This window comes from Gemmatimonadaceae bacterium (assembly GCA_019637355.1).
GTDB lineage: Bacteria > Gemmatimonadota > Gemmatimonadetes > Gemmatimonadales > Gemmatimonadaceae > Pseudogemmatithrix.
Map to the genome: position 1 here is coordinate 2,807,703 of JAHBVT010000001.1, position 12,764 is coordinate 2,820,466.

General features: G+C 69.7%; 13 protein-coding genes. 5 read left to right on the forward strand and 8 right to left on the reverse strand.

Annotated features, from left to right (window positions below; genetic code table 11):
- Positions 1-39: 39 nt before the first annotated feature.
- Together KF689_12790 and KF689_12795 are read right to left on the reverse strand one after the other, a co-directional pair.
- Complete coding sequence (locus tag KF689_12790) at positions 40-2,043, reverse strand: protein kinase (protein ID MBX3134251.1); 2,004 nt, start codon at positions 2,041-2,043, stop codon at positions 40-42.
- 25 nt (positions 2,044-2,068) lie between these two features.
- A complete protein-coding gene (locus tag KF689_12795) occupies positions 2,069-2,764 on the reverse strand; it encodes a hypothetical protein (GenBank protein MBX3134252.1) in 696 nt (231 codons plus the stop codon).
- Between the two features lie 42 nt (positions 2,765-2,806).
- Between KF689_12795 and KF689_12800 the strand changes: the two genes are divergently transcribed.
- The gene (locus tag KF689_12800; GenBank protein MBX3134253.1) at positions 2,807-4,099 is read left to right on the forward strand and encodes a hypothetical protein; all 1,293 of its coding nucleotides are present in this window, start codon (positions 2,807-2,809) and stop codon (positions 4,097-4,099) included.
- Here KF689_12800 and KF689_12805 read toward each other — a convergent pair.
- Genes KF689_12805 through msrP form a run of 3 tightly spaced genes read right to left on the reverse strand, consistent with a single transcriptional unit; the run spans position 4,096 to position 6,903 of the window.
- A complete protein-coding gene (locus KF689_12805; GenBank protein ID MBX3134254.1) occupies positions 4,096-5,307 on the reverse strand; it encodes a hypothetical protein in 1,212 nt (403 codons plus the stop codon). The two genes, KF689_12800 and KF689_12805, sit on opposite strands and share 4 nt — an antisense overlap.
- Positions 5,308-5,316: 9 nt before the next feature.
- The gene (locus tag KF689_12810) at positions 5,317-5,964 is read right to left on the reverse strand and encodes a sulfoxide reductase heme-binding subunit YedZ (GenBank protein MBX3134255.1); all 648 of its coding nucleotides are present in this window, start codon (positions 5,962-5,964) and stop codon (positions 5,317-5,319) included.
- Entirely contained in the window at positions 5,965-6,903 is a 939-nt protein-coding gene (gene msrP, locus KF689_12815; GenBank protein MBX3134256.1) for a protein-methionine-sulfoxide reductase catalytic subunit MsrP, read from the reverse strand.
- Between the two features lie 45 nt (positions 6,904-6,948).
- Here msrP and KF689_12820 point away from each other — a divergent pair, with 45 nt between their 5' ends.
- Complete coding sequence (locus tag KF689_12820; protein ID MBX3134257.1) at positions 6,949-7,422, forward strand: hypothetical protein; 474 nt, start codon at positions 6,949-6,951, stop codon at positions 7,420-7,422.
- A gap of 17 nt (positions 7,423-7,439) precedes the next feature.
- Here the strand turns inward: KF689_12820 and KF689_12825 are convergent, their stop codons facing one another.
- Positions 7,440-7,931: a hypothetical protein gene (locus KF689_12825; protein MBX3134258.1), complete on the reverse strand. Its 492-nt coding sequence runs from the start codon at positions 7,929-7,931 to the stop codon at positions 7,440-7,442.
- A 111-nt stretch (positions 7,932-8,042) separates the two neighbouring features.
- Between KF689_12825 and KF689_12830 the strand changes: the two genes are divergently transcribed.
- Positions 8,043-8,453, forward strand: a complete 411-nt coding sequence (locus KF689_12830) for a VOC family protein (protein ID MBX3134259.1) — start codon at positions 8,043-8,045, stop codon at positions 8,451-8,453.
- 27 nt (positions 8,454-8,480) lie between these two features.
- Here KF689_12830 and KF689_12835 read toward each other — a convergent pair whose 3' ends face one another.
- Together KF689_12835 and KF689_12840 are read right to left on the reverse strand one after the other, a co-directional pair.
- Positions 8,481-9,860 (reverse strand): TIGR01777 family oxidoreductase, encoded by a 1,380-nt coding sequence (locus tag KF689_12835; GenBank protein MBX3134260.1) that lies wholly within the window; start codon positions 9,858-9,860, stop codon positions 8,481-8,483.
- Entirely contained in the window at positions 9,857-10,477 is a 621-nt protein-coding gene (locus tag KF689_12840) for a DNA-3-methyladenine glycosylase 2 family protein (protein MBX3134261.1), read from the reverse strand. Before KF689_12840 ends, KF689_12835 begins: the two co-directional genes overlap by 4 nt.
- Before the next feature lie 26 nt (positions 10,478-10,503).
- On the opposite strand from KF689_12840, the gene KF689_12845 reads away from it, so the two are divergent.
- Together KF689_12845 and KF689_12850 are read left to right on the forward strand one after the other, a co-directional pair.
- On the forward strand, positions 10,504-11,865 hold the full coding sequence (locus tag KF689_12845) for a sigma-54-dependent Fis family transcriptional regulator (GenBank protein ID MBX3134262.1): 1,362 nt from the start codon (positions 10,504-10,506) through the stop codon (positions 11,863-11,865).
- A 151-nt stretch (positions 11,866-12,016) separates the two neighbouring features.
- Entirely contained in the window at positions 12,017-12,727 is a 711-nt protein-coding gene (locus KF689_12850) for a sigma-70 family RNA polymerase sigma factor (protein ID MBX3134263.1), read from the forward strand.
- The last annotated feature ends 37 nt before the right edge of the window (positions 12,728-12,764 follow it).

The window sequence follows — 12,764 nt, forward strand, 5'->3', positions numbered from 1 at the left end:
ATTGGCGCAGGGAATTCCTCCCGCGCCGGGCCTCGGTCCCTAGCCGATTTCCGCCAGGCGGTCGTGGACCTCGAGCGCCGTCTGCGGGCGCAGGGCCGCCTGCTTGGCCAGCATCTGGAGGATCAGTGCATCGAACGCGTCCGGGAGCTCGGCGTTCAGCGCCTTGGGCGATTCCGGCGAGTCCTCCAAGAGCCTGGCGATCATCTGGTACGGCGTCTCGGCGGTGAGCGGGGTGCGGCCGGTCACGCATTCGTACAGCACGGCGCCGGCGGCGTAGATGTCGATCCGGTGATCCACCGCGTCACCGGTGACCTGCTCGGGCGCCATATACTCCGGCGTCCCGACGATGGCACCCGCCTGCGTCACGCCGCTCTCCTGCGGCCGCGTCGCCAGCCGCGCGATGCCGAAGTCCATCACCTTCAGCACGCCGTCGGGCTCCACCACCATGTTCTGCGGCTTGATGTCGCGGTGGATGATGCCCTGCTCGTGCGCGACATCCAACGCGCGGGCGAGTTGCTTGCCCACGCTGAGCGCCACCGGAATCGGCAAACGCCCGCGTGCGCGAATGAGCTGCTTGAGCGAGGTGCCCTCCACGTACTCCATCGTGATGTAGTACACGCCGTCGCGCTCGCCGAGGTCGTGCGTGCGCACCACGTTGCGGTGCGAGATCTTCCGCGCGAGGCGGATCTCGCTCTTGAAGCGCTCGAGCGCCGAGGGGTCCTGCGCGAGAAAATCCTGCTTGAGCGTCTTGATGGCGATGACCTCGCCGAGCTCGCGGTCCACGGCCTTGAACACGGTGCCCATCCCGCCTTGGCCGAGGATCTCCTTGACCTCGTAGCGTCCCGCGAAGGTGCTGCCCGGTGCGAGCCCGGCGGCCGCGACGCGCTGCGCGGAGGTGCCCGTCATCGCCGACGTGGCGAGCTGCACCGTCTTGGCGTCGTCGGCGCGGGAGAGGAACTCCACCAACTCCTGCTTCTCGCGCAGGTCGGCGAGCAGGCGGCGGAACGCGCCGGCCAGCGCGCCGATCTCGTCGCGCGAGTTGGCGGTGATGTCCGCCTGATAGTCGCCGTCGGAAGCCCGCAGCGCGGCGCCGGCCAGCTTCGAGACCGGCCCTGCGACCCAGCGTGCCACGAGGAGCGAGAACAACGCCGCCACGAGGATTCCCAGCGCCCCCGAGAGCAGGATGGTGCGCTCCAGGCTCCGGAACGCCGCGAAGTCCACGGCCCGGTCGCGCAGCACCACGTAGCCGCCGAGCGGGAACCCCCCGGCCGAGCGCAGCGTGCTGCCGATGGCGCCGTACTCCCGGTCGCCGACGCGCAGGGTGCGCGTCTCGGCGGCGACCGAGTCCTGCGCGATGCCGTGCAGTTCCTGGAGCAGCGTCGGCGTCAGCGCGCCGGCGGCGAGCGTGCTGCCGTTCACGTGCGGCGCATCCTGCTCGTCGAGCGCGTAGAACACGACCTCGATCTGGTCGAAGGCAGCGCTCTTGACCGCGGCGGCGAAATCGCGCGAGAGGTACTGCGCCGCCATCAGCGCGCCATACACCGCGCGGTCGGCGATCGGCACGACCACGATCTGCGCCAGCAGCGTGTCGTCGCTGATGCCGAAGGCGGTGACGCTCTCGCCCTCGAGCGCACCGCGGATGGCCGGCGAGCCGGCCAGCGAGATCTCGGGGGCCTGCGGCGCATCGCTCTTGGCGAGGCGCACGCCTTCGCCGTCCACGAGTTGGGCCCAGTCGGCGCCGGTCTGGTCCACGGCCACGATGGTCTGGTCCAGCGCCGTGCCGAAGTCGCGCGATTGCACGATGCCGCGCAGCGCGGGGTTGGCGCCGAACACCTCGACGCGGCCCCGCAACGCCTCCACCCGCCCCTCGATCTGCGCGTCCACCGCCTCGCGCGCCGACGTGATCACGCGCGTCATCGCGTCGGATGCCGCGCGCGTGGCCGAGCGCGCCGTGATCGCCAGCGTCGCGGCGAGCACGAGCACCACCACGAGCGAGGTGCCGAGGAAGATCTTGAGGCGGAGCGAAAGACCGCGTGACGCCACGGGAGCGGGCTGGAGGGTGGGCGACCTAGTAGCGGTCGCGGCCGCTGCGGTCGTACTCCTGCCCGAACTTGTTCTGGTGCTGCACGAAACGGAAGCCACGCGCGTCGATTGTGGCATCGGCCGTCACCGCCGTGCCGCTGACGGTCAGGTCGCGCTCGAACGCCGCCGCGCGCTCGTGCCACACGTGCAGCGTGTATTCGCCGGCCGGCACGCCAGCGATGCTCCAGCGACCGTCGGCACCGGCGAGCGTGTGCCACGGGGTCCCGACCACGACGACGTACGAGGTCATCCGCGGGTGGATGTTGCAATGGACCGGGTACACACCCTCGCGGCGGAACGTCGCGTCCCGCGACTGGCCGGACGGGTACAGGCCGAGGTCGAAGACCGCGCCCCGCGTCGTGGAGAAGATGTTGTGGCGGAACGGATCCTGGTTGGGGAACGCCACTTTGCTTCCCGGCGTCACCACGCGCACGCGCGGGATGAACGTACGCTCGTTCATCGCGATGCTGGCATCGGCACGCGTGAGCCGCGGACTCGCCCCGGACTTGGGCACGAGATAGATCACGGTGTTCACGAGATCGCTGCTCTGCTCGCCGGGCCGCTCGGTGATGGTGACGCGGCCGCCGACGGTCGCCTGCGCAGTCAATCGCGCGGGGACGGTGATGGCCGTCACCGCCGCCACTGCGACACCTGCCAGTTTCCAGTAGTTTGCCTTCAGCACCTTCGCTCCCCGTTACAAGACCGTCTCGCCAAGGGTACCCCGATGCCAAAGCCAGGGTCAAGCACACAGGTCACAATCTGGGGCCTGCTCCTCGTTTCCGCACTCGCCCTCGACGCGCGGCCGCTGGCGGGCCAGACGCCCGAGCAGCGCCGGGTGGACTCCCTGCAACTGCGCCTCGAGGACGCCGAGGAGCTGCTCCAGATGCTCCGCGCGCAGATCGCCTCCGTGGCCGAAGCCGGCGTGCAGACACAGTCGCGGGTGCGCGCCTCGATCGGCGGGCGCGTCCAGATGAACGTCTTCCAGAACAGCAAGGAGACCAACAACAGCGACGTACCGATGTACCGCCAGCAGGTGCCGGACGGCTCGCTCAAGGGCGGGATGGGGATGTCAGTGCGGCAGACGGTCATCTCGGCGTCGGTCGTCGCCGACGACGTGTGGGGCGGCAGCTTCCACGGGGACATCGACGTGGACTTCTTCGGCGGGCAGATGCCCAGCCCCGGCGGACGCACGTTCCCGTTGATGCGCATCCGCACGGCCCGTGCCATCGTTGAATGGCCGCGTGCGCAGCTGATGATCGGACAGGAACAGCCGCTGGTCGCGGGACTCAATCCCCTCAGCCTGGCGGCGGTCGGCGCACCGAACTTCTCCTACTCCGGCAACCTCTGGCTCTGGATCCCGCAGGTGCGTTTCGGCGTGCACACCGGCGGGGATCGGCGCTTCGGCATTCAAGGCGCCGTGCTCGCACCCACCAGCGGCGATCCCTTCGACCCGTTCGTCACCGGCTTTGACGCCGCCGAGCGGAGCAATGCGCCCGCGCTGCAGCTGCGCGGGCATTACTCCTGGGGCGCGCCGAGCCGTCGTGGCGAGGTTGGGCTTGGCCTGCACTACGGCCAGCTGCTCGACACCGCGCGGACTGCCCAAACCAGCTCGGCCGCCACGCTGGACTTCCTGCTGCCGCTCCCGTTGCGGCTCGAGCTGCGCGGCGAAGCGTTCTACGGCCAGGCGCTGGCCGGGCTCGGCGGCGGCGGCATCGGCAAGAACTTCGCGAGTGACAGCATCGCGCCGCTCAAGACTGTCGGCGGGTGGGCCCAACTGAACTATCGCGTGTCGCCGCGTCTCACCGTCGGTGCTGGTTACGGGCTAGACGATCCCGACGATGCCCAGCTAACCGGGCCCGGCGTCCGGCTACAGAACGTGACGCAAGCCGCGCACCTGCAATGGCGGCCCGCCGGCCCGGTCATCATCGGCTTCGAGTACCGCACGGTGCGCACGCGCTACGACGCCAGCGACTACCCGAACCGCCACCTGAACTTGGCCTTCGGCTTCGAGTTCTAGCGATTCCGCGAGACGTCGGCCGTGACCGACGCCTCCACCACGCGCACGGGTATCCCCCCGTTACTCGTGCGCACCCGCTCGGTGAACCGCAGTCCGCTGTGGCCCTCGAGCGCGCGGTCCGCCGACAGCATCGCCACGCGCCATCCCGCGCCCTGCTCGCGCATCACCTGCCCGAGCCGCGCATAGAGGTCGCGCAGCGGCGCGCGTTCGCTCACGCGGATGCCGTAGGGCGGGTTCGTCGCGAGCAATCCCGGACCCGCCGGCAGTTGCAGCGCCGAGAGCGGACGCTGCGCGAGTTCGAGGTCCGCGAGCACGCCGGCGCGCTGCGCATTGGCGCGCGCCGCCTCGATGGCACCGCTGTCGCGGTCACTGCCGATTATCGCCGCCGGCGCGCTGGGGCGCACCTGCGCCTGCGCCTCCGTGCGCACCGCCGTCCAGTGTTCACGGCGCATCTCGGGCCAGCGCTCGGCGGCAAAGTCCCGCGCGAGCCCGGGCGCGATGCGACGCGCCATCAGCGCCGCCTCGATGAGCAGCGTCCCCGAGCCGCAGAAGGGATCCACCAGCGGCTGCGTCTCGTCGTAGCGCGCGGCGGCGAGCACCGCGGCCGCCAGCGTCTCGCGCATCGGCGCCTTCGCGACCGCCTGGCGATACCCGCGGCGGTGCAGCAGCTCGCCTGACGCATCGGCGCTGATGGTGCAGCGGTCGCGGTCGAAGCGCACGACGAAGAGCTGCGCCGCGGTGGCATCAAAGGGCACGCCAAGCGACGCCGAGGATTGCTCGAGGATGTCGTCGTGGTCCGGCGCGTCCACCGACACCGCCCCTGATACCGCACGCGCGATGGCATCTGCCACGCGCTGTGCGATGGCGTCGGAGTGGTACAGGCGCGACTTGCGCGCGGTGACGCGCAGCTGAAAGGGCGCACTCGGCGCGAGCATCCGCGCCCACTCCACGCGTCGCGCCGCGCGTTCGAGTTCGTGGAAGGCCAGCGCCTTGAACTGCGCCAGGCGCACAACGACGCGGCTGGCGATGCGCGAGTGCAGGTTGGCGCGCGCGAGACCGGCCGCATCGCAGTCAAAGCGCACGCCGCCGGTGCTCGCCGCGGCGTCGGCAAAGCCGAGCGCGCGCAACTCGGCCTCCACCAACGGTTCCAGGCCGGGGGCCGCGACGGCCCAAGCATCGTAGCGATCGCTGCGTTTCGGGGGGTTCACCCCGTCAATCTACGCAGTCGTGGCGGCGCGGCGGCGCGCCACGAGGCGCCAGCCCAGTAACAACGCGAGGATCGCCGCGTACACTGCGGGCTCGCGCCAATCGAGCTTCACCGCCATCCAGAAGTGCACCAAGCCGAGGACGGCCACGACGTACACGAGGCGATGCAGCGACTGCCAGCGGCGCCCGAGCCGGCGGATCATTTCCTGCGTGCTCGTCAGCGCCAGCGGAAGCATCAGCAGCAGCGCGAGCATCCCGATGGTGATGAACGGCCGTTTGAAGAGATCCGTCATCACCTCGTCCCAGCCGACGAGGTCGTCGATGATCACCTGCACGTCGATGATGGCCCAGACCAGCAGGTGCAGCACGCCGTAGGCGAAGGCATAGAGCCCGAGCGTGCGCCGGTGCTTCGCGAGCCAGTTCCAACCGGTGAGGCGCCGCAACGGCGTGACGGCCAGCGTCAGCAGCAGCAGGCGCAAGGTCCACAGCCCGTAGGCGTGCTCGGCGGCCTTGATGGGATCGGTGCCCAGATGGCGCGTACCGCGCGCGAAGTCGGAATAGAGCGCCCAGGCGAACCACAGCGCCGGCAGCGCGGCCGCGACGACCAGCAGCGGCCCGAACCCCCGCGGCGCACGTTCGATGCCACCGAGCGCGCGCACTCAGTAGTTCCGGCGGAGGTCCATCCCCGAATAGAGCGACGCGACGTCGTCGGCGTAGCCGTTGAACGGCAGCGTCGGACGGCGGCGGAACTCGCCGATGCGCCGCTCGGTCGCCTGGCTCCAGCGCGGGTGATCCACCTGCGGATTCACGTTGGCGTAGAAGCCGTACTCGTGGGGCGCCGACTGCGTCCACGACGACACCGGCATCTGCTCCACGAAGCGCATCCGCACGATGCTCTTGATGCCCTTGAAGCCGTACTTCCACGGCACCACGAGGCGCAGCGGCGCGCCGTTCTGGTTGGGCAGGTCGCGGCCGTAGACGCCGGTGGCGAGCAGCGTGAGGGGATGCCGCGCTTCGTCGAGGCGCAGGCCTTCCTTGTACGGCCAGTCGAGGATCGGGAAGCGCTGCCCCGGCATCCGCGCCGGATCGAGCAGCGTCGTGAACTCCACGAACTTGGCCGACGCCCGCGGCTGCGCGCGGTCGATCACGTCCTTGAGCGGGATGCCGCGCCAGGGGATCACCATACTCCAGGCCTCGACGCAGCGCATCCGGTAGATGCGGTCCTCCACCGCCGAGGGGCGCAGGAAGTCCTCGAGCGCGTAATCGCCGGGTCGGTCGCAGAGGCCGTCGACCTTCACCGTCCAGGGACGCGAGCGGAAGTTCCGCGCGTTCTTCGCGGGGTCCTCCTTGCCGGTCCCGAACTCGTAGAAGTTGTTGTAGCCGGTGACGTCGGCGTAGGGCGTCGGCGCGTCGTTCGGCTGCAGGCCGTACGGCGTGCCGCGCGCCTCGGGTGCCTGCTGGCCCTGGGTCGCCGCGCGCAGCGACGCGGCACCGGCCAGCCCCGCACCCGCCACGCCGGCGGCCACGAGGAACTTGCGGCGGTCGAGATACCAGGCTTCCGGGGTGATCTCGCTGGAGGGGAGCTTGGGCGTAGGCATCACTCAATGTAGGCAAGAACCGCGGCTACGGTTCCCGCGTTATTCTTGCTGGACCTCGTCCGACTCCCCTTCGACCACTTTATGGCCACCCAGTCGCAGTCCTTCGCCAACCACGCTCGCTGGCAGCCGCTGTACCACTTCGTCGCCTCGCCGCTGACGGGGCTCTATATGGTGTACGCCCTCGTGCTGGCGTTTCGCACGCCCTCCACGGCATCGCTGCTGCAGGCGCTCTGGGCCGTGGGCATCTGGGCCGCCGTGATCTCGGCGCGCCTGATGGCCCTGACGGTACAAAACCGACTCATTCGCCTCGAGATGCGGCTGCGGCTGAAGGAACTGCTCCCCAGCGAGCTGCTGGCCAAGAGCCGCGCGCTCAACACGCGTCAGCTGATTGCGCTGCGCTTCGCCGGCGACGCCGAGCTTCCCGGACTGGTCGAGCGCACCTTGGCCGGCGAGTTCGCGCGGCCGCGCGACATCAAGCGTGCCGTGACCGACTGGCAGGCGGACTACCTGCGCGCCTGACGCGGCCCGCGAGGCCGCTACGCGAAGAGCTGGCGGTGCCAGCTGCTGCCGGCCGGTCCTTCGAAGCGCTCGCGGTACGCCGCGAGCGTCGTGACGGTGGTATCGAAGACCGTCGTCGCAGGCGTGACCTCACCCTGCGCGGCCAGCTGCTCGAACTCCGGCAGCGGCAGGCAGTGCACGAGCCCGCCCTCGTCGCGGAAGTACACGTTGCCGCCGCCGACCATCGACGTGCCGATGCCGTCCTCGATCTCCTGCAGCGTGCGGAAGAGGCCGTCGATGGAACAGCCCGAGGCATCGGACGCGGCTTCGTCCACCGCCACGATCAAGAAGTGCTCGTCGCGGAACGTCCGACCGCAGGTCAGCGGGGCGCCGTGCGCCTTCCACTGCTTGAGAAAGCGGTCCACGGCGCCCATCAGGCGCGGCTCGTCCACGTCATCGAGCGGCGCGCGCGCCGCAAAGATCCAGCAGCGGGCGTCGTCGGGGAGGGAATCAAAGGGCACGATCGGCATCGACGTAATCTATCCGCGACGGCACGGGGAGGTTCGCGCGCGCCGGCGCTCGGCGCTCAAGCGGACTTGCCGCCGCTGGACACCGCAACTCGCCCCGCACAGCTTCTTGCAATGGCCTCCGCCGGCTGGTTCACTCCGATGCTGCACGCGATGGACCTCGCGCGCTCGATCCGCTTCTACGAGACGCTCGGCTTCGAGCTGATCGACACGGACCGCTGCGAACCGTTGGGCTGGGCGCGGATGCACTGCCAGGGCGGCGCCCTGATGCTGCTGCGCGCCGAATGCCCGCCGGACGTCGAGAAGCAGGGCGTGCTGTTCTATATGTACGCCGACGACCTGCCGCCGTACCGTGAGCGCCTGATCGCTGCCGGGCTCGAGGTCGGTGAGATCGAATACCCGGACCACGGCCCCAGCGGCGAGGTCCATCTTCGAGACCCCGACGGCTACTTCATCGGCATCGCCCACTGGGGCGAGAAGGAACACACGGAGTGGCTGAAGCGCATCGGACGGGAGTCCGTGTAGTCAGCTTCCGTCCTCCGTCATCCGTCTTTACATCAGCCCCAGCTCAAACCGCAGCGCCGTCGCCAGGGACGGATGCGCGAACCGGAACCCGCTTCCCTCGAGCGCACGCGGCAACGCCCGCTGGCTCGCGAGAATCGTCCCGCGCGCCATCTCACCGAACAGCGTCGTGAGGGCCAGCGCCGGCACGGGCAACAGGTTGGGCCGGCCCAGCACGCGCGCCAACGTCGCCGCGAACGTCGCCGCGGTCACCGGCTCCGGTCCCACGAGGTTCACCGCACCCCGCACAGACTCGGTGAACAGCGCGTGCTGCACGGCGCCGATCCAGTCCTCGCGGCTGATCCAGCTCATCCACTGCCGTCCGTTGCCGAGCGGACCACCCACACCAGCCAGGAACGGCGTGACCATCTTGGCCAACGCGCCACCGCCGGGGTTGAGCACGATGCCCGTACGCAGGTGCGCGACGCGCACGCCCGCATCGGCCGCGGCCGCCGTCGCGCCCTCCCACTCCCGGCCCACGTCGGCGAGGAAGTCGTCGCCGAGCGTGGAGGATTCGTCGAGCGGCTCGTCGCCACGGCTGCCGTAGATGCCCACCGCGCTGCCGCTTAGCAGCACAGCGGGTTTGCGCGAGAGACCGGCGATGGACTTGGCAATGAGCTGCGTGGACTGCACGCGGCTCCCGCGGATGGCACGACGCTGCTCCGTGGTCCAGCGCTCGGCCACGGACGCGCCGGCAAGGTGAATCACCGCATCGCAGCCCTCAAGCGCCGCGGCGTCGATGGTTCCGCGCGCAGGATCCCAGCGCAGGTCGCTCTCGGCGCCGCGCCCGACACGCACGACGCGATGCCCGCCCGTGGAGAAGAAAGCCGCCAACGCGCCCCCGAGGAATCCGCTGGCCCCGGTGATCGCGATGCGCAGCGGGCCGCGTGACGCGAACGCCGCGTGACGCTCGAGGTCGAGTCGCGTGAGTGCGTGCCGCCAGCGGAGTAGCCGAGCGAGCCGCTCACGCGTGAACCATCCCGCCATCACGTCGCCGAACGGCGGCAACGGCAAGGTATAGGTGATGCAGTCGTCGAGCACGCTCTGGCCGTCGGCCAGCGGCTCCATCCGGTGGATGTGCTCCCAGTGCGCGAACGGCCCGCGGCGCTGCACGTCGCGGAACTCGCGTCCCACCACGTAGCCGACGTGCTCTATCTCCCAGGTCGTCGATACGGGACCCACCGGCACGCGGAGCGTGACGCGCGAGCCGTCGGTGATGCCGCCGCTGCGCGAGACCACCTGCGCCGGCATAAAGCCCGGCGTGAGGCGCTCGAAGGCGCCGGGGCGCTCGTGCCACGCGAACAGCGCCTCCGCGCTCACCGGCATCTCGGAGCGCAGTTGCACCAGCGTTCCCCGCAGGTCGCCGCTCACTGCGGCGGATCGTCCACCACTCTCCACAGGTACCACGACGCCACCGTTCGATAAGGCGCCCACTTCGCACCGATGGTCGCGACGCGGCGGGGCGCAGGATGTTTGCGCAATCCGTACAGCCGCCGGATCGCGGTCTGCACGCCAAGGTCCAACGTAGGCAGGACGTCGGGACGCCCGAGCCGGAACATCAAGAACATCTGCGCGGTCCATTCCCCGATGCCGCGCACCTGCGTCAACGCCGCGATGACCTCGTCGTCTGGCATCGACTCGATGCGCGCCAGCGGCAGGCGGTCGCGGTGCACGTCCTCGGCGAGGCCGCGCAGGTACTCGGCCTTGCGTTCCGACAAGCCCACCGCCCGCAACTTGGGCAGCGGCAGCTTGAGCGTCACGCGCGGGTCGGGCTCTTCGTCGTCGAACAACGCACAGAACCGGCCGTGAATCGTCGCGGCCGCCTTGCCGCTGAGCTGCTGGTAGATGATGGAACGCGCCAGCGCCCCGAAATGGGTCCCGCTGCGCTCGCGGCTGAGGGAGCAGGGGCCGGCTTCGGCAATCCAGCGCCCAAGCACCGGGTCTGCGGCCGTGAGGTGGGCGATGGCCTTCGCGTGGCGAGGTGGCATCCCGCGAAGTTACCTTCGTCCCCGGTATGGCCACCATCCTCTACGTCGACGACGAGCCCGCAGTCGGTCAGCTGCTCGGGCATATGATCGGCCAGGTGGGACACCACGCCGTCGGCGCAAGCTCCGTGCACGAGGCCCTGCAGGTGCTCGCCCGCGAGAGCGTCGACTTGGTGATCTCCGATCACCAGATGCCCGGCCTCACCGGGCTGGACCTGCTCGACTTGATGAAGTCCGAGGGCTACGACATCCCGCTGATTATGCTCACGGGCTACGCGACCATCGAGCACGCCGTCACCGCGATCAAGGCCGGTGCCCTCGACTACATCACGAAGCCCGTGGACATCGCGCAGCTGGAGATCGCGGTGGAGCAGGCGCTCACGGTACAGCGGCTCAAGCGCGAGAACGCCGCCCTGCGCGACGAAGTCACGGCGCTGCGGCAGCAGCAACAGATCCTCGGCGATTCGCCGGCCATCCAGAAGGCGCTGGCCGAGGTCGCGATGGCGGCCCCCACCCGCGCCAGCGTCCTGCTACTCGGCGAAAGCGGCACCGGCAAGGAGCTGTTCGCGCGCGCCATCCACGAGCAGAGCGACCGCCGCAACCAGCCGTTCATCAAGATCAACTGCGCGGCAATTCCCGAGGGCTTGATCGAGAGCGCGCTCTTCGGTCACGAGAAGGGCGCGTTCACCGGCGCCATCAAGCGCACGGAGGGCGCATTCGAGCGCGCGCACCGCGGCACGCTGCTGCTCGACGAGATCGGCGAGATGCGCCTCGACCTGCAGGCCAAGTTGCTGCGCGTCATCCAGGAAGGGGAGTTCGAGCGCGTCGGCGGCGAGACGCCGATGAAGGTCGACGTCCGCATCATCGCGACGTCGAATCGCGAGTTGGCCGTCGATGCCGCAGAGGGACGCTTCCGCCAGGACCTGTACTTCCGGCTCGCCGTCGTGCCGATTGTCATCCCGCCGCTGCGCGAGCGCGCGGGCGACATTCCGCTGCTGGCGATGCGCTTCGCGATGCGGGCAGCGGAGGAGTACAAGAAGGACGTGCGAGGCATCGCCCCCGATGCGATGGACTGGTTGCGCCAGCAATCGTGGCCGGGCAACGTGCGCGAACTCCAGCACCTAGTCGAGCGAGCGGTGGTGCTCTCGCGCGAGACCACGCTCTCGCTGCGCGCCTTTACCGGCACCGGCCGTTCCACGTCGATCACACCCGTGCGCACCGCCGCCGACGAAGGCGCCGTCGTGCTGCACACGCTGAACGTGGCCGAGGCCGAGCGACGGCTCATCGAGACGGCCCTCGCGCGCACCGGCGGCAACCGCACCCACGCTGCGGAACTGCTCGGAATCTCGCTGCGAACGCTGCGCTCGCGGCTCAACACGCCGAACCCGTAGTCGGCAATTCCTGCCGCTCGGCGATTCTTGCCGCGTGTCCGTCGTGGAGTTTTCTGCGTAACACAAGGCATAACAACACATTAGCGTCGATCGTGTGTCGGCACGATTCCTGAACTCCCATCAGAGGGTTTGCACACCTCTCGGGGTTTCAATGACACTGACCCGCGACGAACTGGTGCAGCGCCATATCGGGCTCGTGCACTATCTCGCCCGTCGCCTGCACAGCACACTCGCTGACGAAGCTGAGCTCGACGAACTGGTGAGCGCCGGAATGATCGGCTTGCTCCACGCCGCCGAGTCCTTCGAGGCGGCGCGTGGTTTGGCGTTCAGCACCTACGCCGCCGCACGCGTGCGCGGTGCGATGCTCGACGAGCTCCGTCGCGTCGATCCCCTCTCGCGTACCGCGCGCGAGCGCGCACGGCGCCTTGACCGCGTGCGCGACCGCCTTGCACAGTCACTGCACCGGCACCCGTCCGCCGCTGAGCTCGCTGCGGCGCTCGGTGTGGACCCTTCCGACCTGCACGCCTGGGAACAGGAAGTGCGCCTCGGATCCCACATCAGCCTCGACGCCCCAATGGACGCCACCACCGAAGAGACGCCCGCCCGACGCGACCGCACGCCCACGGCGGAGTTTGATATCGACCTCGAACTCGACCGCGAGCGCGAGCGCGAGCGCATCCGGGATGCGCTGCACTCGCTTGACCGCAACTCGCTGGAAGTGCTGCTGCTCTCTTTCTTTGAGGGCCGCACGCTCAAGGAAATCGCCCCGCAACTCGGCGTCACGGAATCCGGGGCGAGCCGGATTCGCACGCGCGCACTGCGCGAGCTCAAGCGTCGCCTGCGGGACCCCATCGTGGCGTAGGAGTGCATCTCGCGGCCCGGAGCACGGCGGCACGGTA

Bases quoted from the DNA above. Each gene is read 5' to 3' on its own strand.
- KF689_12800 (MBX3134253.1), top strand. From the start codon at position 2,807: ATGCCAAAGCCAGGGTCAAGCACACAGGTCACAATCTGGGGCCTGCTC.
- msrP (MBX3134256.1), bottom strand. From the start codon at position 6,903: ATGCCTACGCCCAAGCTCCCCTCCAGCGAGATCACCCCGGAAGCCTGG.
- KF689_12825 (MBX3134258.1), bottom strand. From the start codon at position 7,931: ATGCCGATCGTGCCCTTTGATTCCCTCCCCGACGACGCCCGCTGCTGG.
- KF689_12830 (MBX3134259.1), top strand. From the start codon at position 8,043: ATGGCCTCCGCCGGCTGGTTCACTCCGATGCTGCACGCGATGGACCTC.
- KF689_12840 (MBX3134261.1), bottom strand. From the start codon at position 10,477: ATGCCACCTCGCCACGCGAAGGCCATCGCCCACCTCACGGCCGCAGAC.
- KF689_12845 (MBX3134262.1), top strand. From the start codon at position 10,504: ATGGCCACCATCCTCTACGTCGACGACGAGCCCGCAGTCGGTCAGCTG.
- KF689_12850 (MBX3134263.1), top strand. From the start codon at position 12,017: ATGACACTGACCCGCGACGAACTGGTGCAGCGCCATATCGGGCTCGTG.